The sequence below is a fragment of the Pseudoxanthomonas sp. LH2527 genome, assembly GCF_022539275.1.
GTDB lineage: Bacteria > Pseudomonadota > Gammaproteobacteria > Xanthomonadales > Xanthomonadaceae > Pseudoxanthomonas_A.
This window is the reverse complement of record NZ_JAKZBW010000015.1, coordinates 14,324-33,633: the sequence shown is the minus strand read 5'-3', so window position 1 is coordinate 33,633 and position 19,310 is coordinate 14,324. Positions and strand designations below refer to the sequence as shown.

At 69.7% G+C, this 19,310-nt stretch carries 21 protein-coding genes; 13 read left to right on the top strand and 8 right to left on the bottom strand.

Translation table 11 applies throughout. The annotated features are described in order from the left end of the window. Positions 1-7: 7 nt before the first annotated feature. The 7 genes from MMG85_RS09805 to ccoN form a co-directional block, all read right to left on the bottom strand. The gene (locus MMG85_RS09805) at positions 8-526 is read right to left on the bottom strand and encodes a FixH family protein (protein ID WP_241045873.1); all 519 of its coding nucleotides are present in this window, start codon (positions 524-526) and stop codon (positions 8-10) included. Next, positions 523-2,118 (bottom strand): 4Fe-4S dicluster domain-containing protein, encoded by a 1,596-nt coding sequence (locus tag MMG85_RS09800; RefSeq protein WP_241045872.1) that lies wholly within the window; start codon positions 2,116-2,118, stop codon positions 523-525. Before MMG85_RS09800 ends, MMG85_RS09805 begins: the two co-directional genes overlap by 4 nt. Before the next feature lie 76 nt (positions 2,119-2,194). Next, positions 2,195-2,491 (bottom strand): hypothetical protein, encoded by a 297-nt coding sequence (locus MMG85_RS09795; RefSeq protein ID WP_055939627.1) that lies wholly within the window; start codon positions 2,489-2,491, stop codon positions 2,195-2,197. Continuing rightward, positions 2,488-3,423: a cytochrome-c oxidase, cbb3-type subunit III gene (ccoP, locus tag MMG85_RS09790; RefSeq protein WP_241045871.1), complete on the bottom strand. Its 936-nt coding sequence runs from the start codon at positions 3,421-3,423 to the stop codon at positions 2,488-2,490. The genes MMG85_RS09795 and ccoP overlap by 4 nt, the downstream gene beginning before the upstream one ends. Then, positions 3,420-3,560, bottom strand: a complete 141-nt coding sequence (locus MMG85_RS09785; protein ID WP_241045870.1) for a cbb3-type cytochrome c oxidase subunit 3 — start codon at positions 3,558-3,560, stop codon at positions 3,420-3,422. The genes ccoP and MMG85_RS09785 overlap by 4 nt, the downstream gene beginning before the upstream one ends. 3 nt (positions 3,561-3,563) lie before the next feature. Next, positions 3,564-4,184: a cytochrome-c oxidase, cbb3-type subunit II gene (gene ccoO, locus MMG85_RS09780; RefSeq protein WP_241045869.1), complete on the bottom strand. Its 621-nt coding sequence runs from the start codon at positions 4,182-4,184 to the stop codon at positions 3,564-3,566. 12 nt (positions 4,185-4,196) lie between these two features. After that, positions 4,197-5,642 carry a cytochrome-c oxidase, cbb3-type subunit I gene (ccoN, locus tag MMG85_RS09775; RefSeq protein ID WP_241045868.1) on the bottom strand — a complete coding sequence of 482 codons (1,446 nt, stop codon included), beginning with the start codon at positions 5,640-5,642 and terminating at the stop codon, positions 4,197-4,199. Between the two features lie 202 nt (positions 5,643-5,844). Here ccoN and MMG85_RS09770 point away from each other — a divergent pair, with 202 nt between their 5' ends. From MMG85_RS09770 to MMG85_RS09720, 11 genes are all read left to right on the top strand, one after another. Beyond that, a complete protein-coding gene (locus MMG85_RS09770) occupies positions 5,845-7,416 on the top strand; it encodes a cytochrome ubiquinol oxidase subunit I (RefSeq protein WP_241045867.1) in 1,572 nt (523 codons plus the stop codon). A 12-nt stretch (positions 7,417-7,428) separates the two neighbouring features. Further along, complete coding sequence (cydB, locus tag MMG85_RS09765) at positions 7,429-8,574, top strand: cytochrome d ubiquinol oxidase subunit II (protein ID WP_241045866.1); 1,146 nt, start codon at positions 7,429-7,431, stop codon at positions 8,572-8,574. Between the two features lie 11 nt (positions 8,575-8,585). Further along, on the top strand, positions 8,586-8,702 hold the full coding sequence (cydX, locus tag MMG85_RS09760; protein WP_241045865.1) for a cytochrome bd-I oxidase subunit CydX: 117 nt from the start codon (positions 8,586-8,588) through the stop codon (positions 8,700-8,702). 156 nt (positions 8,703-8,858) lie between these two features. Continuing rightward, positions 8,859-10,280, top strand: coding sequence for a sialate O-acetylesterase (locus tag MMG85_RS09755; protein ID WP_241045864.1), 1,422 nt, complete (start codon positions 8,859-8,861; stop codon positions 10,278-10,280). Between the two features lie 140 nt (positions 10,281-10,420). Next, on the top strand, positions 10,421-11,080 hold the full coding sequence (locus MMG85_RS09750; protein ID WP_241045863.1) for a thermostable hemolysin: 660 nt from the start codon (positions 10,421-10,423) through the stop codon (positions 11,078-11,080). Continuing rightward, the gene (locus tag MMG85_RS09745; protein ID WP_241045862.1) at positions 11,077-12,582 is read left to right on the top strand and encodes an AMP-binding protein; all 1,506 of its coding nucleotides are present in this window, start codon (positions 11,077-11,079) and stop codon (positions 12,580-12,582) included. Before MMG85_RS09750 ends, MMG85_RS09745 begins: the two co-directional genes overlap by 4 nt. Beyond that, on the top strand, positions 12,579-13,253 hold the full coding sequence (locus MMG85_RS09740; protein ID WP_241045861.1) for an iron-containing redox enzyme family protein: 675 nt from the start codon (positions 12,579-12,581) through the stop codon (positions 13,251-13,253). The genes MMG85_RS09745 and MMG85_RS09740 overlap by 4 nt, the downstream gene beginning before the upstream one ends. Beyond that, positions 13,253-14,092: an SDR family oxidoreductase gene (locus MMG85_RS09735; protein ID WP_345778846.1), complete on the top strand. Its 840-nt coding sequence runs from the start codon at positions 13,253-13,255 to the stop codon at positions 14,090-14,092. The genes MMG85_RS09740 and MMG85_RS09735 overlap by 1 nt, the downstream gene beginning before the upstream one ends. Next, positions 14,073-14,738: a hypothetical protein gene (locus MMG85_RS09730; RefSeq protein WP_241045859.1), complete on the top strand. Its 666-nt coding sequence runs from the start codon at positions 14,073-14,075 to the stop codon at positions 14,736-14,738. The genes MMG85_RS09735 and MMG85_RS09730 overlap by 20 nt, the downstream gene beginning before the upstream one ends. 24 nt (positions 14,739-14,762) lie before the next feature. Beyond that, positions 14,763-15,437, top strand: a complete 675-nt coding sequence (locus MMG85_RS09725; protein ID WP_241045858.1) for a response regulator transcription factor — start codon at positions 14,763-14,765, stop codon at positions 15,435-15,437. Positions 15,438-15,454: 17 nt separating this feature from the next. Further along, positions 15,455-16,822 (top strand): ATP-binding protein, encoded by a 1,368-nt coding sequence (locus MMG85_RS09720; protein ID WP_241045916.1) that lies wholly within the window; start codon positions 15,455-15,457, stop codon positions 16,820-16,822. Positions 16,823-16,840: 18 nt separating this feature from the next. Here MMG85_RS09720 and arsN2 read toward each other — a convergent pair whose 3' ends face one another. Continuing rightward, positions 16,841-17,290: an arsenic resistance N-acetyltransferase ArsN2 gene (arsN2, locus tag MMG85_RS09715; protein WP_241045857.1), complete on the bottom strand. Its 450-nt coding sequence runs from the start codon at positions 17,288-17,290 to the stop codon at positions 16,841-16,843. Between the two features lie 243 nt (positions 17,291-17,533). Here arsN2 and MMG85_RS09710 point away from each other — a divergent pair, with 243 nt between their 5' ends. Together MMG85_RS09710 and MMG85_RS09705 are read left to right on the top strand one after the other, a co-directional pair. Then, the gene (locus MMG85_RS09710; RefSeq protein WP_241045856.1) at positions 17,534-18,763 is read left to right on the top strand and encodes a molybdopterin molybdotransferase MoeA; all 1,230 of its coding nucleotides are present in this window, start codon (positions 17,534-17,536) and stop codon (positions 18,761-18,763) included. Next, positions 18,760-19,308, top strand: coding sequence for a molybdenum cofactor guanylyltransferase (locus MMG85_RS09705; RefSeq protein ID WP_241045855.1), 549 nt, complete (start codon positions 18,760-18,762; stop codon positions 19,306-19,308). Before MMG85_RS09710 ends, MMG85_RS09705 begins: the two co-directional genes overlap by 4 nt. Positions 19,309-19,310: the final 2 nt, after the last annotated feature.

Here is a 19,310-nt window from a genome sequence, read left to right as displayed (position 1 = left end):
GCCGGGTTCAGCCGCCCCCGAGCGAGGGCGCCAGGCGCGAGGCCTGCGTGTCCTTCTGCAAGCGGCCGCGGATGCGCCAGGCGTTGTTCGCGGGGGTGAGCTGCAGGTTCCAGTCGTGCCGCGTATCGATCTCGGCAGGCGCCGTCCAGCCGGTGGGCGTGCGCGCCAGCGGCAGGCGCAGGTCCTGTGCCGCTTCGGTGGGATGGGTCAGCACGAGCACGAGCGAGCTTTCGCGTCCGAACTCGCCGGTCACCGCGGTCAGTTCAACATGGTCCGGGCGCACCTGCAGGATGGCGCTGAGCTTGCGCTGCGCGGCGCGCTCGTCCGGTCCCAGGTCGGTGGTCTGGATCTGCGACACGCGCTGTACGTCGTCGATGACGGGGTCGGCGCCACCGGCGCGCACGGCGGTGACCACCAGCCAGATGCCGGCCACGACCGAGGCCAGCGGCAGGCCCCAGACCAGCCACACCATCGGTTCCTTCCAGAACGGGCGGGCGGCGGCGGAGGCATCGGGTTTGGTGGTCATGGGGTGGGTCCGAAGTAACTGCTGTCCACGGTCTTCTCCGTCCCGGTATCGACATCGCGGACGGTGAAGGTCACGGCATGGCGGCCGCGGAGGGTGTCGGGTGCGCTGGCGGTGACGGCCAGCGACAGGACCTGCTCGGGTTCGGCGCGCACCGTCAGGTCGCCGTCGCGCAGGACGATGCCGGGCGAGTCCGATGCCAGCGTCACGACATAGCGATGCGATTGCTGGTCCTTGTTGACCAGCTTGAGCGTGTAGCTGTTCTCGACCTGCCCGCCGGCGACTTCGCGGTACAGCGCATTGCGGTCGCGCAGCACTTCGGCGATCAGCACGTCGCGGTGGAACACGCCCCAGCCCCAGGCCATCACCAGCCCCAGCAGCAGGGCGCCGTAGACGAAGATGCGCGGCCGCAGCACCTTCGACGGCTTGCCGTCGATGGCGTTCTGGGTGGTGTAGCGGATCAGTCCCTTCGGGTAGCCCATCTTGTCCATCACGTCGTCGCAGGCGTCGATGCACGCGCCGCAGGCGATGCACTCGTACTGCAGGCCGTTGCGGATGTCGATGCCGGTGGGGCAGACCTGCACGCAGATCGTGCAGTCGATGCAGTCGCCCAACTGGTCCGGGACGAACTTCGGCAGCGGTTCGATCACCGCGCCGGCACCGGCGAAGGTGATGGTGCCGTGCGCACCGAGCCGCTGGTCGGCGGCGCTGGGATGCGCGTTGGCACGCACCACGTAGTCGTACGCGGTGACCTGGTCGAGCAGGCCGCGCGCGCGTTCCAGCACGCTGCCCAGGCCGCGCTTGCGCGGGCCGCGCGGCTCGCCGCGCATCGGGTCGTAGGCGATGATCAGCGTGTTGCGGTCGAACATCGCGCTCTGGAAGCGCGCATACGGACACATGTACTTGCAGACCTGCTCGCGCAGGAAACCGGCGAAGCCCCACGTGGCCAGCGCATAGAACAGCACCCAGAACGTTTCCCAGCCGCCCCAGGCGAACGGCCACAGGCGCGCACCGAGATCGAGGATGGGGGTGAAGAAGCCGACGAAGGTGAAGCCGGTCCACAGCGCGAACACGGCCCACAGCACGTGCTTGCCGCCTTTGCGCACCAGCTTGTTGGCGCTCCACGGCGCCGCATCCAGCTTGATGCGCGCGCTGCGGTCGCCTTCGGTCCAGCGCTCCATCCACAGGAACACTTCCGTCCACACCGTCTGCGGACAGGCGTAGCCGCACCACAGGCGTCCGGCCAGCGCGGTGAAGAAGAACAGCGCCATCGCCGCGATGATCAGCAGCACCGCCAGCAGCAGGAAATCCTGCGGCCAGAACACCAGGCCGAACACGTAGAACTTGCGCGCCGGCAGGTCGAACAGCACCGCCTGGCGGTCGTCCCACTGCAGCCACGGGAACAGGTAGTACATGCCCAGCAGCCACCACACCGCCACCACCCGCAGGCGGTTGAGCCTGCCGGCCACGTCGCGCGGATACACCTTGCGCTCGCTGACATAGAACGAGTTGCCCTGCGCATCCACCACGTCCAGCGGGATGCGACGTCGGGCGGTGTCGGGAGCGGGCGGTACCGGCGGGGCTGGCGTGGACATGGGCGGCTCTGTCGTGGCGGGCGTCATGCTCGCGCCGCGTCGGCGCGCGAGGGAGCGACGGGTTGTCGCAGGCCGCTCACTCCGGCGGCAGCGCGCGGTTGAAGCGGCTGGCCGGGCGCAGCAGGATCCAGGTGAACAGGCTGCTGGCGGCGGTCGCCAGCCAGAACATGAAGAAACCCAGCGTGTAGCCGAGTTCGCGGCTGATCGCCAGGTCGGGGAAGGTCATGTCGCGCAGCGTCAGCGGGTCGACGAAGGCGAAGAACACCATCGTCGCCACGCCGGCCGCGAAGAAGCTGGGCCAGAGCACCGCCCCGACGCGCTGGGCGAGCGGCCGGGGCGGATGATCGAAGCGGGGCTCGGTGAAGTCGCTCATTGCGCGCCGGCGGGCGCCTGGCCCTGCCTGTGCGAGAGCGACCAGACGTACGACGCCACCAGCCGCGCGCGCGTCTCGCCCAGCAGTTCGCGGTGGGCGGGCATCACGCCATGGCGTCCGCGGTTGATGGTCGTGCGCATGCTGTCCTTGCTGTTGCCGTACAGCCAGTAGTCGTCGGTCAGGTCGGGCGCGCCGAGTTCCTGGTTGCCGGTGCCGTCGGCGCCATGGCAGGCGACGCAGAGGCCGTCGTAGAGCGGCTTGCCCTGCGCGGCCATGAAGTTGTTCTTCATGCCGGCCTGCGGATCGTTCAACACGTTGACGTAGGCGATGACGTAGTCGACGGCGTTGGGGCCGCCCATGTTGGTCAGCGCGGTGCCCCATTCCGGCATCACGCCCTCGCGGCCGTCCAGCACGCTCTGCAGCACGAGATCGGGCGTGCCGCCCCAGTGCCAGATGCCGTCGGTCAGGTTGGGATAGCCGATCGCGCCCTGGCCGGTGGAGCCATGGCAGGTGGCGCAGGTGTTGTTGAAGATCGACTGTCCCAGCGCCAGCGCCTTCGGGTCCTTGGCCAGCTGGTCGATGGGCTGGTGGGCGAAGGGCGCGAAGGTCGCTTCCAGCTTCTTGTCCTGCACGGCCTTGACCCGGTCGTGCTCGCCGGTGGAGGACCACTTGGCATACCCCGGAATGATGCCCAGGCCGCCGTACCACGCGATGTAGCCGATGCTGAAGACGATGGTCAGGTAGAACAGGTTGATCCACCACCGCGGCAGCGGCTTGTTGTACTCGGTCAGGTCGCCGTCCCACACGTGCGAGGTGTCTTCCGGCGCCGGGTCGCCCGGACGGCGGCGGCCGGTCCACCACAGCAGCCACACGCAGCCCAGGATGTTCAGTACGACCAGCGCGACGATGAATCCGATCCAGCCTGCGCTCATGGGTTGTTCTCCCCGTCCTCACCCAGCGGCATGCGCGCCGCATCCTCGAAATCCGCCTTGCGGCGCGGGCTCCACGCCCACACCCAGCCGGCGATGAACAGCACGATCAGTGCCCCGGTGACGATCCCCGATACCATGGCTCAGCCTCCCCTCGGTGCGGCCTTGCCCAGCCCTTGCAGGTAGGCGACCACGGCGTCCAGCTCCGTGCGGCCCTCCACGTCGGCGCCGGCATTGGCGATCTCTTCGTCGGTGTACGGGTCGCCGATGCGCTGCAACGTCTTCATGCGCCGGGCGACCTGGGTGCCGTCGACCCGGGCGGTTTCCAGCCAGGGGAAGGACGGCATGTTCGATTCCGGCACCACGTCGCGCGGATTGATCAGGTGCACGCGGTGCCAGTCGTCGGAGTAGCGGCCGCCCACGCGGGCCAGGTCCGGCCCGGTGCGCTTGCTGCCCCACTGGAACGGGCGGTCGTAGACCGATTCGCCGGCCAGCGAATAGTGGCCGTAGCGTTCGGACTCGAAGCGCAGCGTGCGCACCATCTGCGAGTGGCAGTTGTAGCAACCCTCGCGGATGTAGATGTCGCGGCCGGCGAGCTGCAGCGCGGGGTAGGGCTTCACGCCTTCCAGCGGCTTGATCGCCTCGGCCTGGAACATCAGCGGGACGATCTCGGCCAGGCCGCCGAACGACACCGCCACCGCGATCAGCACCGCCATCAGGCCGACGTTCTTCTCGACTTTCTCGTGTGAATTTCCGTTGCTCATGTCGTGGGCTCCTCAGGCGCGCGCTTGGCTGGCATCGGGCGGCAGGATCGGCTGCGGCGCAGTGGCGCTTGCGCTGGCGGCCTGGAAGGTCTTCCAGGTGTTCCAGGCCATGATCAGCATGCCGGCGAACACCAGCAGGCCGCCGCCCAGTCGCACCAGGTAGTAGGGATAGGTCGCGTTCAACGCTTCGACGAAGCTGTAGGTCAGCGTGCCGTCGGCGTTGGTGGCGCGCCACATCAGGCCCTGCATCACGCCGGCGATCCACATCGAGGCGATGTAGAACACCACGCCCAGCGTGTGCAGCCAGAAATGCGTGTCGATCGCCTTGACCGAGAACATCTGCTCGCGGCCCAGCAGCCTGGGCAGCATCGCGTAGACCGAACCGATGGTGATCATCGCCACCCAGCCCAGCGCGCCGGCGTGCACGTGGCCGATGGTCCAGTCGGTGTAGTGGCTCAGCGAGTTGACCGTCTTGATCGACATCATCGGTCCCTCGAACGTGCTCATCATGTAGAACGACAGCGAGACGATCAGGAACTTCAGGATCGGGTCGGTGCGCAGCTTGTGCCACACGCCCGACAGCGTCATCACGCCGTTGATCGCGCCGCCCCAGCTGGGCGCCAGCAGGATCAGCGAGAACACCATGCCCAGGCTCTGCGCCCAGTCCGGCAGCGCGGTGTAGTGCAGGTGGTGCGGACCGGCCCACATGTAGATGGCGATCAGCGCCCAGAAGTGCACGATCGACAGGCGGTACGAGTAGACCGGCCGCCCGGCCTGCTTGGGCACGAAGTAGTACATCATTCCCAGGAAGCCGGCGGTCAGGAAGAAGCCCACCGCGTTGTGGCCGTACCACCACTGCACCATCGCGTCGACCGCGCCGCTGTAGATCGGATACGAATGCAGCGGGCCGCTCGGCAGCGCCAGGCTGTTGACGATGTGCAGCAGCGCCACGGCGATGATGTAGGCGCCGAAGAACCAGTTCGCCACGTAGATGTGCTTGACCGCGCGCCGGGCGATGGTGCCGAAGAACAGCACCGCGTACGACACCCAGACCACGGCGATCAGCACGTCGATCGGCCAGATCAGCTCGGCGTATTCCTTGCCCTGGGTCAGGCCCAGCGGCAACGAGACCGCCGCGGCCACGATGACCAGCTGCCAGCCCCAGAACACGAACGCCGCCAGCCTGTCGGACAGCAACCGCACGTGGCAGGTCCGCTGCACCACGTGCAGGCTGGTGGCGAACAGCGCGCAGCCGCCGAACGCGAAGATCACCGCGTTGGTGTGCAGCGGGCGCAGCCGGCCGTAGCTGAGCCACGGCACGTCGAAGTTCAGCGCCGGCCAGTACAGCTGGGCGGCGATCAGCACCCCCACCAGCATCCCCACGATGCCCCAGACCACGGTCATCACCGTGAACTGGCGCACCACCTTGTCGTTGTAAGTCCCCTGGACGCCTTGCATGCGGCCTCTCCTGTTATCCACGGCGGAATTCTCGGTCCCGGCGTGCAGGGACCGCATTGATCCTGATCAAGCACCACCGGCCATCCGCGGGGGAGGGCGCGAGGACCGAGGGTAAGGCCGCCGGGCGGGTGCGACACCGGGTCGCCCCCTGCCAGCCGACGGACGGGTCTAGAATCCCCGGCAAGGTCCCAGGAGCTCCCCCATGCCCGACATGACCGTTGTCGAACTGTCCCGGCTGCAGTTCGCGCTCACCGCAATGTACCACTTCCTGTTCGTCCCGCTGACGCTGGGGCTCTCCTTCCTGATCGCCATCATGGAGAGCGTCTACGTCATGACCGGGCGCGACATCTGGCGGCGCATGACCCTGTTCTGGGGCACGCTGTTCGGCATCAACTTCGCCATGGGCGTGGCCACCGGCATCGTCATGGAGTTCCAGTTCGGCATGAACTGGTCCTACTACAGCCACTACGTCGGCGACATCTTCGGCGCGCCGCTGGCGATCGAAGGCCTGATGGCGTTCTTCCTGGAAGCCACCTTCATCGGCCTGTTCTTCTTCGGCTGGGACAAGCTGAGCAAGGTGCAGCACCTGATGGTGACCTGGCTGGTGGCGCTGGGCTCCAACTTCTCGGCGCTGTGGATCCTGGTGGCCAACGGCTGGATGCAGAACCCCGTCGGCGCGGTCTTCAATCCCGAGACCATGCGCATGGAGATCACCGACTTCATGGCGGTGATCTTCAACCCGGTGGCGCAGGCGAAGTTCGTGCACACCGTGTCGGCCGGCTACGTGACCGGCGCGATGTTCGTCATGGCGATCAGCGCGTTCTACCTGCTGCGCGGCCGCAACGTCGACTTCGCCAAGCGCTCGATGGCGGTGGCCGCCAGCTTCGGCCTGGCCGCGGCGCTGTCGGTCGTGGTGCTGGGCGACGAGAGCGGCTACGCCACCAGCGAACACCAGAAGATGAAGCTGGCCGCGATCGAAGCCATGTGGGAGACCGAGCCCGCGCCGGCCGGTTTCAACGCCTTCGCGCTTCCCGACCAGAAGAACCAGACCAACCATTACGCGCTGCACATCCCGTACGTGATGGGCCTGATCGGCACGCGTTCGTTCAATACCGAGATGCCGGGCATCCTGGACCTGGTGGAACGCGCCGAGGGCCGCATCCGCAACGGCCTGCTGGGTTACGAGGCGCTGCAGACGCTGCGCGCCAACAAGCACGACGGCACTGCGCGCCTGGTCTTCGAGGCGCACTGGCGCGACATCGGCCACGCGTTGCTGCTGAAGCGCTACCGCGAGGACATCGGCAACGCCACCGAGGAGGAGATCGTCCGCGCCGCGCACGACACCGTGCCGCACGTGGCGCCGCTGTTCTGGAGCTTCCGGTTGATGGCGGGGCTGGGCTTCTACTTCATCGCCTTCTTCGCGGTGGCGTTCTACCTGGCCAGCCGGCAGCGGCTGGACCGCTACCGGTGGTTCCTGAAGGTGGCGTTCTGGAGCCTGCCGTTGCCGTGGCTGGCGATCGAAGCCGGCTGGCTGATCGCCGAGTACGGACGGCAGCCGTGGATCATCGACGGCGTGCTGCCCACGTTCCTGGCCGCGTCGGGACTGAAGCTGCACCAGATCGTGATCTCGCTGACCGGTTTCGTGCTGATCTACACGGTGCTGGCCATCATCGAGGTGTGGCTGATGCGCAAGCTGATCCTCAAGGGCCCCGAGCATCTGTCGGAGCCGCAGCCCGATGGGGAAGGCGTACCACAACCGGCCCCGGCGGGCTGACGGGAGAGACGCATGGACACGATTCCGCTCGACTACGCCACGCTGCGCCTGATCTGGTGGCTGCTGCTGGGCATCCTGCTGATCGGCTTCGCGGTGATGGACGGCTTCGACCTGGGCGTGGCGACGCTGCTGCCCGCGGTGGCGCGCACTGACGAAGAGCGCCGCATCGTGCTGAACGTCATCGGACCGGTGTGGGAAGGCAACCAGGTGTGGCTGATCCTCGGCGGCGGCGCGATCTTCGCCGCGTTCCCGCCGCTGTATGCGGTCAGCTTCTCCGGGTTCTACCTGGCGATGTTCCTGATCCTGTTCGCGCTGATCCTGCGGCCGGTCGGCTTCAAGTTCCGCAGCAAGGTGCCCGATCCGCGCTGGCGCGCCGCGTGGGACTGGTCGCTGTTCGTCAGCGGGCTGGTGCCGGCGCTGGTGTTCGGCGTGGCGATGGGCAACGTGCTGCTGGGCGTGCCGTTCCACTTCGACGACACCCTGCGGATCTTCTACGAAGGCGGGCTGTTCGGCCTGCTGACGCCGTTCGCGCTGCTGTGCGGCCTGGTCAGCGTGGCGATGCTGGTGATGCACGGCGCCGGCATGCTGGCGATGAAGACCTCCGGCGACATCGCGCTGCGTGCGCGCCGCTACGGCAGCCTGGCGGCGCTGGCGACGGCGGTGCTGTTCGTGATCGGCGGCCTGTGGGTCGCGCGCATCGACGGCTATGCACTGCAGGTGGCGATGGATCCCGCCGGCGCCTCCAATCCGCTGGCCAAGGTGGTGGTGGCGCAGCCCGGCGCGTGGATGGACAACTACGCGCGCTGGCCGCTGGCGTGGCTGCTGCCGGGGCTGGGCGTGGCCGGTGCCTTGCTGAGCGCGCTGCTGTTGCGGGCCGGGCGCGCCGGGCAGGCCTTCCTGTCGTCGGCGACCAGCATCACCGCCATCATCCTGACCCTGGGCGTGGCGGCGTTCCCCTTCCTGCTGCCGTCGTCCACGCAGCCCGGTTCCAGCCTGACGCTGTGGGACGCCTCGTCCAGCCACATGACGCTCTTCATCATGCTGCTGGCCACGGCGTTCTTCCTGCCCATCGTGCTGCTCTATACCGCCTGGGTCTTCCGCGTGCTGCGCGGCAAGGTCGACCAGGACGGCATGGGCCGCAACCCCAACGCGTACTGAGGAGCATCGCCATGTGGTACTTCAGCTGGATCCTGGGCGCCGGCCTGGCCGCGAGCTTCGCCATCCTCAACGGCATGTGGTACGAGCTGCGCGAGAACGACCGCGACGCCGAACGCCGCGAGCCCTGACCAGCCTGCGCCCGGTCGCCGGCGGCCCCGGCGCGGCCGGGACCTGCGGCACTCGGCGCGCCGTCGCGCTTGCGGCATCATCCGGACGGTGACGGGCATGGTGCCCGCACGGCCATGCCCTCCCGCAGGGTGCGGCCTCCGGCATGGAGAGGCGCCTTGAACCGAATCGCAACCGCGTTGGTCGTCCTGTTGGCTGTGCCCGCCGCGCAGGCGGTGGAACTGCCACGGCTGTTTTCCGATGGCATGGTCGTGCAGCGCGACCAGCCGGTGCAGGTCTGGGGCCGCGCCGCGCCCGGCGCGCAGGTGACGGTGAGCTTCGCCGGTACGGCGGCCCCGGCCACGCAGGCCGATGCCGACGGCCGCTGGTCGCTGGAACTGCCGGCGCAGACCGCCGGCGGACCCCACGTGATGCGCATCGACGACGGCAAGCAGCCGCGCGTGCTGAACGACGTGCTGGTCGGCGATGTGTGGCTGGCCAGCGGGCAGTCGAACATGGAGTGGTCGATCGCGCAGGCCGCCGACCCCGCCGCCGAAATCGCACGCGCGACCGATCCGCAGATCCGCCACTTCAAGATTCCCCGCTCCTGGGCCGGCACGCCGCAGGAGCAGCTCGCCGGGGGCGAATGGGTGGCCGCGTCGCCGCAGGTGGCGGGCAGGTTCTCGGCGGTCGCCCATCATTTCGCGCGTGAGCTGCGCGCGGTCACCGGGGTGCCGGTCGGCATCATCGACAGCACCTGGGGCGGCAGTCGCATCGAAGCCTGGATCGATGCGCCCTCGCAGGGGCTGGACGACGCCAAGGTGGCGGCAGAGGCCGCGTCGCTGGGCGAGGACGACGACATCAACCAGCGTCCCGCCTTGCTCTACAACGCCATGATCCATCCCCTGCAGCCCTACGCGATGCGCGGTGTGATCTGGTACCAGGGCGAATCGAATGCCAACACCGTGGAAGACGCGCTGCGTTACCGCCGCCAGTTCCCCACGCTGATCGAGCAGTGGCGCGGCCAGTGGCGCACGCAGTGGGACGCGCCCAGCCTGCCGTTCCTGTGGGTGCAGCTGGCCAACTATTCCTCGGGCAAGGACCGCGGCGACGCGAGTCCGTGGGCGGTGCTGCGCGAGGCACAGTCGATGACGCTGTGGATGCCGGGCACGGCGCAGGCGGTGACCGTCGACATCGGCGATCCGTCCGACATCCACCCGCGTAACAAGCAGGAAGTGGGGCGGCGGCTGGCCTTGGCGGCGCGCCATGTGGCGTACGGCGAGGCGGTGGCCTTCCACGGTCCCACGCCGCAGTACACCCGCTTCGAGGGCAACGCGGCGCATGTCGAGTTCGGCACGTCGGGCGGCACGCTGGCCGTCCGCGGCGGCGGTACGCGCGTGCGGGGATTCGCGCTGGCCGGCACCGACCAGGTGTTCCATCCGGCGGAGGCGGTGCTGCAGGACGGGCGCGTGGTGGTGCGCAGCGCGGCGGTACCGCGTCCGGCGGCCGTGCGCTACGGCTGGTCCGACAACCCGGTCGACGCCGATCTGGTCAACACAGACGGGCTGCCGGCGTCGCCGTTCCGCAGCGACAACTGGTGAACCGGATCGCGGCAGGATTCAGAGGGGATTTAGCCAGCGCGTGACGCGGCACGGATTCTCACGAATTCGTTCCGGGAATCTAATAGGTGCTTAACTTCGGGCTAATTGAGCCTTAATCCAGCGCTTACAGCATGCCCGCCATGCACTGGATCCGCTCCCACATCGCCCTCGCGCCGCTTCCCGGCCGCTTCGTCAGCGTCCACCTGCTCGACCGGGACGATCCCGGTCGCGGCGAGGTGGAAGCCTTCATCGCCCGCGTCTACCGCGACCGCTACGGCGCGACGCTGCGGACGTTCTTCCCGCACCTGCTCGCCTACCGCGACAGCGATGGCAGGCTCGCCGCCGCGGTCGGCATCCGCGCCGGCGGCGAGGGGCCGCTGTTCGTCGAACATTACCTGGACGCGCCGGTGGAACAGGCCATGGCGCAGCGCCACGTCGCCCGGGTGGACCGGCAGCGCGTGGTCGAGGTCGGCAACTTCGCCGCCACCTCGCCGGGCATCGCCCGCGAATTGATCCTGCAGCTCGCGCTGACCCTGCAGTCGGCCGGCATGGACTGGGTGCTGCTGGTGGCCACGCAGCAGCTGCGCAATGCGTTCGAGCGCCTGCACCTGCCGATGGTGGAACTGGCGGAAGCGCGCGCGGAGCGGCTGGGCGACAGCGGCGGCGACTGGGGCCGCTACTACGCCTCACGCCCACGTCTGATCTGCGGCAACCTCGCCGACGGCGTCGCCTACCTGCGCGGCACGCAGCGGCCGCCGGCCTGCATGGGCCTGGATCTCTGCCTGGCGGGCACGCCATGACGCGGCCGATGGATGTCGTGCTGCGCAGCGCCGGTGATCGCGCCGTGCCGCGCGTGATCACGGCGCAGGGTGCGCTGGACGATCGCGCACTGGCGGCGCGGATCGACGCGCTGGTCTCGTGGCTGGCCAAGACCGGCATGCGTCGCGTCGCCAGCCGTCTGGACAACGGGCCGTCCTGGTTCGTGCTGGACCTGGCGCTGCGCGAGGTCGGCGGCGTGCACGTGCCGTTGCCGATGTTCTTCTCCGAAGCGCAGATGCGTCATGCGCTCGCCAATAGCGGTGCGCAATGCGTGATCACCGCGCGCGAGGACGCCATGCCGCCGGGCGCGGAAGCGCTGACCGGATTCGTCGACGGCGAACGCCTGGCCTGCTGGCGCACACCGGCCGACGGGTCATCGGCGGCCCTCCTGCCGGCGCGCACGGCGTGCATCACCTACACCTCCGGCACCACCGGCCGGCCTCGCGGCGTATGCCTGGACGCGGACACGCTGTTCACCGTCGCGGCCTCGCTGGTGGACGCCGCTGCGATCATCGCGCCGCGCCGCCACCTCTGCCTGATGCCGCTGGCGACGCTGCTGGAAAACGTGGCCGGCCTGTACGCCACGCTGCTGGCCGATGCGGAGATCGCGCTGCCGTCGTTGTCCGAGATCGGCTACACCGGCGCCACCGGCCTGGACGTACGCACGCTGCTGCGGTGCCTGCACCGCTACCAGCCCGAGAGCCTGATCCTGGTGCCGCAGCTGTTGCTGGCGCTGGTGATGGCGGCCGAGCAGGGCGCGCCGTTGCCGGCGTCGCTGCGTTACATCGCGGTCGGCGGCGGCCGCGTGGGTCCGGCGCTGCTGCAGCGCGCCCGCGCGCTCGGCCTGCCGGTGTTCGAAGGCTATGGCCTGACCGAGTGCGGATCGGTGGTCTGCCTGAACCGGCCGGACGCCCTGCGCGATGGCAGCGTCGGTCGTCCGCTGCCGCATGCGCGGGTCTCGCTGATCGACGGCGAGATCTGCGTCGACGGCGCGCGTGCGCTGGGCTACCTCGGCGGCGAATCCCTGCCGGATGGGCCGGTGCGCACCGGCGACCTGGGCCATCGCGACGACGACGGCTTCATCCATATCACCGGGCGCCGCAAGAACGTCTTCATCACCGCGTTCGGCCGCAACGTGTCGCCCGAATGGGTCGAGAGCGAACTGCTCGCGCATCCCGCCATCGGCCAGGCCGTGGTCTGGGGCGAAGGCCAGGCGGACAACGTGGCGGTGCTGGTGCCGCGCCGCGCCGACCTTGACGACACGCGCCTGCGTCGCGCCCTGGCCGAGGTCAATGCCGGGCTTCCCGACTACGCACGCGTCGCACGTTTCGTGCGTGCGGCCGCGCCTTTCACCGCCGATGCCGGCCTGCTGACCGCCAATGGCCGGCCGCGACGCGACGCGATCCTGTCCCGCTACCAGGCCGATGTCGATGCCTGCTACCAGCGTCCCCCCAACGCCTTGCCCTCCGGAGTTCCCGCATGAGTTTCCATGACGCGCTGGTCGCGCAGACCACGCACGAACGCAATGGCCTGCTGTCCATTCCGATCATCCAGTCGGCGCTGGCCGGCCGCATCGCGCGCGACGACTATGTCGCCTTCCTCACCCAGGCCTTCCACCACGTCCGCCACACCGTGCCGCTGCTGATGGCCTGCGGCGCGCGCCTGCCGGCGCGACTGGAATGGCTGCGCACGGCGGTGGGCGAGTACATCGACGAGGAGATGGGCCACCACGAGTGGGTGCTGGACGACATCGCCGCCTGCGGCGAGGACCGCGCCGCCGCGGAAGCATCCCCGCCATCGCTGGCGACCGAGCTGATGGTCAGCTACGCCTACGACACCATCCAGCGCGGCAACCCGGTCGGCTTCTTCGGCATGGTGCTGGTGCTGGAGGGCACCAGCGTGGCGCTGGCCACGCGTGCGGCCAACACGATCCAGCAATCGCTGGACCTGCCGCGCAACGCCTTCAGCTACCTGCTCTCGCACGGCGACCTGGACATCGAGCACGTCGGCTTCTTCCGGCAGCTGATGGACCGCATCGACGACCCCGCCGACCAGGCCGCCATCGTGCACGCGGCGCGCCGCTTCTACGTGCTCTACGGCGACATCTTCCGCACCCTGCGCGACGGCGGTGTGCGCCTGGCGGAAGCCGCATGATGGACCTCGCCGGCAGGACCGTGATCGTCACCGGTGCCAGTGGGGGTATCGGCGTGCCGCTGTGTGCGGCGCTGCTCGCCGCCGGCGCGCACGTGCTGGCGGTGGGGCGCGACGAAGCCAGGCTGCGTCGCCTCGCCCAGCAACTGCCCGCCGGGCGCCTGTCGTGGGCGGTGGGCGATGTCGCGACCGAGGAAGGTCGCGCGCGCGTGCTCGAAGCCGCGCACGCCGCCCGTCCCACGCCGTCGGTACTGGTGCTTGCGCACGCGCAGGCCGCGTTCGGCCTGTTCGAGGACCAGTCGCCGGAGGAGATGGCGCGGCTCATGCAGACCAACCTGGTGGCGCCGATGCTGCTGGTGCATGCCTTGCTGCCGGTACTGCGCATGCATGCGATGTCGTCGGTCGTCGTGGTCGGTTCGACCTTCGGCAGCCTGGCGTTTCCCGGTTTCGCCGCGTACAGCGCCAGCAAGTTCGGCCTGCGCGGACTGACCGAAGCGCTGGCGCGCGAGTACGCCGACACGTCGCTGCGATTCCAGTATCTGTCGCCGCGCGCCACCCGCACGCCGTTCAACACGCCGGCGGTCGACGCCCTCAATGCCGAGCTGAAGGTGGCCAGCGATGCGCCCGCCGAGGTCGCGCGCCAACTGGTCGCCGCGATCGCGCAGGGCACCTCGCGGCTGCAGGTCGGCTGGCCGGAAAAACTGTTCGCACGCCTCAACGGGCTGGTGCCGGGTCTGGTCGACCGCAACCTGCGCGCCAGCCTGCCCATCGTCCGTCGCCACGCGCGACGATCCCCCCCGTCCGCTGCCGAGACCCTTCGACATGAACCTCAACCACGGTAAGTCCATGCTTTTCCTTCTCCTCATGTCCACCGCGCTGGTCGTCGGCATCGCGATGGCCGCCGAACCCGGCGCCACCACCGCCACCCAGGTGCGCGACCGCTGGGCGCAGATCAACTATCAGCTGCCGAAGCCGCAGCGCGAATCGGCCTTCGAGGACCTGCTGCACCAGGCCGAGAAGCTCCGCCAGGCGCATCCGCGCGACGCGTCCGCGCTGATCTGGGAAGGCATCGTGCTGTCGAGCCTGGCCGGCGAGAAGGGCGGCATGGGCGCGCTGGGGCTGGTGAAGCGCGCGCGTGCCGACTTCGAGGCGGCCATCCAGATCGCCCCCGACGCGCTCGATGGCGCGGCCTACACCAGCCTCGGCGCGCTGTACTACCAGGTGCCCGGCTGGCCGCTCGGCTTCGGCGATGACGACACCGCGCGCACGATGCTGCGCAAGGGACTGGCGATCGATCCGGACGGCATCGACGCCAACTACTTCTACGCCGACTTCCTGCGCGACCAGAAGGACTGGGCCGGCGCGCGCACCGCGTTCCAGAAGGCGCTGACGGCGCCGGCGCGTCCCGGCCGCGAGGTCGCCGACGCCGGTCGCCGCCAGGAAGCGCAGGCCCGCTTGAAAGACGTCAACGCCCATCTTGCGCACTGAGGGGGTGCCGACCAGACTGGCCGCATGCGCATCCTGCTGGTGGAAGACGATCTGTCGCTGGGCGAAGGCATCCGGACCGCGTTGCGGCGCGGTGCCTTCGCCGTCGACTGGGTGCAGGACGGCGCCAGCGGCCTGCTCGCCGCACGCGACGGCGGGTTCGACCTGATGGTGCTGGACCTGGGCCTGCCGCGGATGGATGGCATCGAGGTGATCCGCCAGTTGCGCGCCGCCGGCGACGCGGTCCCGATCCTCGTGCTCAGCGCCCGCGAGCGTCCGGCCGATCGCACGCTCGGCTTGGATGTCGGCGCGGACGACTACTTGGGCAAACCCTTCGATACCGCGGAACTGCTTGCACGCGTGCGCGCGCTGATCCGGCGCAGCGCGGGGCGCGCGCATCCTTCGCTGGAATCGGGCCCGCTGCGGCTGGATCCCGCCGCACTCACCGCCACCTGGAAGGGGCGGCCGCTCGATCTGACCCGGCGCGAGTTTGCCCTGTTGCGCGTGCTGATGGAGCAGCGCGGCCGGCCGATGGCGCGCGAGGCCATCCAGCAGCACCTGTACGGCTGGGATGCCGATGTCGCCAGCAACGCCGTCGATGTCCATGTCCACCAGCTCCGCCGCAAGCTGGAGCCCGGCATCATCCGCACCGTGCGCGGCCTGGGGTATGCGCTGGGCGATCTCGCCGGAGACGCGGCATGAGGTCGATGCGCGCGACCCTGCTGTGGCTGTTGCTGGGCGCCTTGGCGGTGGTGATGGCGGCGGCCGGCCTGCTCAGTTATCGCGCCGGCCTGCAGGAAGCGGGCGAGATGTTCGACGCGCGCCTGGTGCAGTCCACCCGCGTGCTGGTGAGCCTGGTCGACGAGCCGCTGAGCGAACTCAACGCCTATCCGGGCGAACCGATCGTGCTGCGGGGTTGGCATGGCGAGGCGCACGGCGTCGGCGAGGCGCTGGCGTTCGACGACGGGCATGCCTACGAGAACAAGCTGGCATTCCAGGTCTGGGATGCGCAGCGCCGCTTGCTGTTGCGCTCGGACAGTGCGCCGGAGCGTCCGCTGGCGACGTTGCGGGCGGGTTACGAGGACGTGGTGGTGGATGGCGCGCACTGGCGCGCGTTCACGCTGCAATCGCCGAATGGCCGCTGGTTCCAGTCCGCCGAACGCACCGACATCCGCGAGGAACTCGCCGGCGACATCGCCGGCGGCACGCTGCTGCCGCTGCTGCTGTCGCTGCCGCTGATCGCGCTGGTGGTCTGGTGGAGCGTCGCGTTGGCGACGCGTTCGCTGCGGCGGATATCGCACGAGATCGGCCAGCGCGATCCGGAACGGCTGGCGCCGCTGGACCCCGCCGACGTGCCGCAGGAAGCGCGCGGCCTGGTCGACGCCATCAATGGCCTGCTGCAACGGCTGGATATCGCGCTGGCGCGCGAGCGCACCTTCGTCGCCGACGCCGCGCACGAACTGCGTACGCCGATCAGCGCGTTGAAGGTGCATGCCGACAACGTGAGCCACGCCCGCGACGACGACGAGCGCGACGCGTCGCAGCAGCAACTGGCGGCCAGCGTGCTGCGCGTCGAGCGCCTGGTCGCCCAGCTGCTGTCATTGAGCCGCGCCGAAAGCACGGGCCGGGTTCCCGAACGCGCGCGCCTGGACCTGGCGGCGCTGGCAGGCACCGAGATCGATGCGGCGCGGCCCCTGCTCGATGCCAGGAGCCAGGTGCTGCGGCTGGACCTGCAGCCCGTGCAGGTGTCCGGCGACGAGGTCGCCCTCGGCCTGCTGGTGCGCAATCTGGTGGAGAACGCCGCGCGCCACGCGCCCGTCGGCGCCGTCATCGCGGTGCGCACGTGGAAGAGCGGCGAGAAAGCCTTCCTGTCGGTCGACGACAGCGGCCCGGGCATTCCCGAGGAGGAGCGCGAGCGCGTGTTCGACCGCTTCTATCGCCGGTTGGGCGGCCACCACGAAGGCAGCGGGCTGGGCCTGGCGATCGTCAAGGAAGTGGTCATCGCGCATGCCGGCACGATCCGGTTGGGGCCGTCGTCGCAGCTCGGCGGCCTGGCCGTGTCGGTGGAACTGCCGAGCCTGGCCTGAGCGTTGTCGGTGGCGGCCTCAGCGTGGCGCGACGGCCGACAGCCGCTTGCGCATGCACACCGCCGACGCCGGGCAGAGCGAACGGAATTCCGCCGAGGCCTGCAGTCCTGCGGGCGCCTGATCGCGCGGCAGTGCTTCAAATGCCTGCAGGGTGAAGAAGCGCTCCGCGGTCTGCGTCAGCAGATACAGGGCATCGATGTCCTGCTGCCGCGCTTCGGTTTCCAGTGCCGCTACCAGCCGGCGCGCGATGCCCTGGCCCTGGTACGCGGGCGCCACGGCGAGCGAGCGCAGCAGGCCCGCCTGGCCGAAGCGCTGCAAGCCGATCACGCCGGCCAGCGCGCCGTCGCGCTCATCGACGAGGAACGTCGCCACCGCATCCACCAGATCCGCCGTCGGCAGCGACGATTGCGTCAGCAGCGCCAAGATGCGCGGCAGGTCGTCGTCGGTCGCGGTGCGGATCGTGGTCATGCGGGTTCCTCGGGCAGGGGCAGGGTCATCGAAGCCGTGTTCGTGCACCGCCAGGCGCAGCGCGCCGGGGCGGGACTCATGGCGGGGGCGCGGTCATGGCCGCAAGGACGGCGTTCGTTTACATGATGCCGGAACCGGGGAATCATCAGGTCGGTCATGGCTCACGCATCGGCCGATGGTTTGGCAAGCGCGCAAGCTGGCACTAGGCTGCGCGGGCATGCGGGTTCAGGAGAGCGAGGGGCAGTGATCGGTTATCACGAGGCGGTGGCACGGCTGCTGGAGGGCGCCGCGCGGTGCGGCGAGGAGCGCGTCGCGCTGGGCCGTGCGGCCGGGCGCATCCTGGCCGGCGACATCGTCAGTACACTGGCCCTGCCCGCGTTCGACAACGCCGCGATGGACGGGGTGGCGCTGGCCGGCGATGGACCGGCAGCACGCGCCGGCAGCTGCTGGGAGGTGGCGTCGTGGATCGCGGCGGGCGACGTGCCACCGCAGGACGATGCGCATGCCTGGGAGGTCATGACCGGTGCGGCGCTGCCGACGCGGGCGGCCACCGTGGTGCCGCTCGAAGGCATTGAACGGCTGCCGGATGCACGCGTCCGCCTGCGGGATGACGCGTCGCCGGGGGCGCATATCCGCCGCCGCGGTGAGGACGTGCGGGAAGGCGACGCGTTGCTGGCGTCGGGCACCATGCTCCACGCCGCGCAGCTGATGCTGCTGGCCGGCGTCGGACAGAGCGAGGTCGCGGTCGCACGGCGTCCGCGCGTGGCCGTGTTGGCGACCGGTCGCGAAGTCGTCGCAAGCGGCCAGGCGTTGCCGCCCGGCGGCATCCACGATGCGACGTCGCCTTATCTCGCTGCCGCGATCGCGGCCGCAGGCGCGGAGCTGGTCCACCACGCGCGCGTTGGCGATGACGTGCCCACTTTCCAGTCCGCCATCGATGCGGCGTTGGCGCTCGGCGTCGACCTGGTGCTCAGCACGGGTGCGGTGTCGAAGGGCTGCCACGACTTCGTGCCCGCCGCGCTGGCAGCGCGCGATGCCGAACGACGCTTCCATGGCCTGGCGATGCGGCCCGGAAAGCCGCTGCTGGCCGCGCGGCTGCGCGAAGGTCCGGTGTTCGTCGGCCTGCCCGGCAATCCGCTGTCGACGGCGGTGGGCTTCCGCTTCCTGGTCGAGCCGTTGCTGCGCGCGTGGCTGGGGATGCCGCTGGAAACGGAGCGCCGCCTGCCGTTGTCCGCCACCTGCGAAAAGCGCGCCGGCCTGCATGCCGTGTTGCATGGCCACCTGCGCTGCGACGGCGAAGGTCGCCTGCACGCCTGTGTCGCCGAGGCGCAGGCCTCGTTCCGCCTGCTGCCGTTCGCGCAGTCGTCGGTGTGGATCAGCTTGCCTGCCGACGCCGCGCGCATCGAAGCGGGGACGCGCGTGCAGGTGCATGGTCACAGCCATCTGCATCCACCTGGATGGCTCCCGGCATGACGTGCGAATGGCGTGCGGTACTGCTCGCGGGCGGACGCTCCTCGCGCATGGGAACGGACAAGGCTGCGCTGCCCTGGGGCGACGGCACGCTGCTGACGCACATGCGCACGTTGCTGCTCGCTGCGGGCGCGAACGACGTGGTCGTCAGCGGGAATCACCCGCAGTTCGACGGCATACCGGACGGCATGCCCGACACCGGGCCGATGGGCGCACTGGCGCAACTCGCGCCGCGCCTGCAGGACGGTACATGGATGGTGGTGCCGGTCGACATGCCACTGCTGTCCGCCGACCTGCTGCAGGCTTTGCTGGCGACCGAGGCCGCCTGCGCCTGCGTGGAGGATCACCCGCTGCCGATGGTGCTGCGGATCGATGCGCGGGTGCGTGCGGTGATGGACGAAATGGGCGCGCGTGAGGAGCGCGCCCGATCGTTGCGTGCGCTGCAGGCGCGCTTGCAGGCGAGATACCTGCCCGCACCGCCGTGGCGGGCGGCGCTACGCAACTGCAACACGCCGGAAGCGTGGTCCGCGCTGCGGGCGATGCGCTGACA

Bases quoted from the DNA above. Each gene is read 5' to 3' on its own strand.
- MMG85_RS09805 (WP_241045873.1), bottom strand. From the start codon at position 526: ATGACCACCAAACCCGATGCCTCCGCCGCCGCCCGCCCGTTCTGGAAG.
- MMG85_RS09800 (WP_241045872.1), bottom strand. From the start codon at position 2,118: ATGTCCACGCCAGCCCCGCCGGTACCGCCCGCTCCCGACACCGCCCGA.
- MMG85_RS09795 (WP_055939627.1), bottom strand. From the start codon at position 2,491: ATGAGCGACTTCACCGAGCCCCGCTTCGATCATCCGCCCCGGCCGCTC.
- ccoP (WP_241045871.1), bottom strand. From the start codon at position 3,423: ATGAGCGCAGGCTGGATCGGATTCATCGTCGCGCTGGTCGTACTGAAC.
- MMG85_RS09785 (WP_241045870.1), bottom strand. From the start codon at position 3,560: ATGGTATCGGGGATCGTCACCGGGGCACTGATCGTGCTGTTCATCGCC.
- ccoO (WP_241045869.1), bottom strand. From the start codon at position 4,184: ATGAGCAACGGAAATTCACACGAGAAAGTCGAGAAGAACGTCGGCCTG.
- ccoN (WP_241045868.1), bottom strand. From the start codon at position 5,642: ATGCAAGGCGTCCAGGGGACTTACAACGACAAGGTGGTGCGCCAGTTC.
- MMG85_RS09770 (WP_241045867.1), top strand. From the start codon at position 5,845: ATGCCCGACATGACCGTTGTCGAACTGTCCCGGCTGCAGTTCGCGCTC.
- cydB (WP_241045866.1), top strand. From the start codon at position 7,429: ATGGACACGATTCCGCTCGACTACGCCACGCTGCGCCTGATCTGGTGG.
- cydX (WP_241045865.1), top strand. From the start codon at position 8,586: ATGTGGTACTTCAGCTGGATCCTGGGCGCCGGCCTGGCCGCGAGCTTC.
- MMG85_RS09750 (WP_241045863.1), top strand. From the start codon at position 10,421: ATGCACTGGATCCGCTCCCACATCGCCCTCGCGCCGCTTCCCGGCCGC.
- MMG85_RS09745 (WP_241045862.1), top strand. From the start codon at position 11,077: ATGACGCGGCCGATGGATGTCGTGCTGCGCAGCGCCGGTGATCGCGCC.
- MMG85_RS09740 (WP_241045861.1), top strand. From the start codon at position 12,579: ATGAGTTTCCATGACGCGCTGGTCGCGCAGACCACGCACGAACGCAAT.
- MMG85_RS09735 (WP_345778846.1), top strand. From the start codon at position 13,253: ATGGACCTCGCCGGCAGGACCGTGATCGTCACCGGTGCCAGTGGGGGT.
- MMG85_RS09730 (WP_241045859.1), top strand. From the start codon at position 14,073: ATGAACCTCAACCACGGTAAGTCCATGCTTTTCCTTCTCCTCATGTCC.
- MMG85_RS09725 (WP_241045858.1), top strand. From the start codon at position 14,763: ATGCGCATCCTGCTGGTGGAAGACGATCTGTCGCTGGGCGAAGGCATC.
- arsN2 (WP_241045857.1), bottom strand. From the start codon at position 17,290: ATGACCACGATCCGCACCGCGACCGACGACGACCTGCCGCGCATCTTG.
- MMG85_RS09705 (WP_241045855.1), top strand. From the start codon at position 18,760: ATGACGTGCGAATGGCGTGCGGTACTGCTCGCGGGCGGACGCTCCTCG.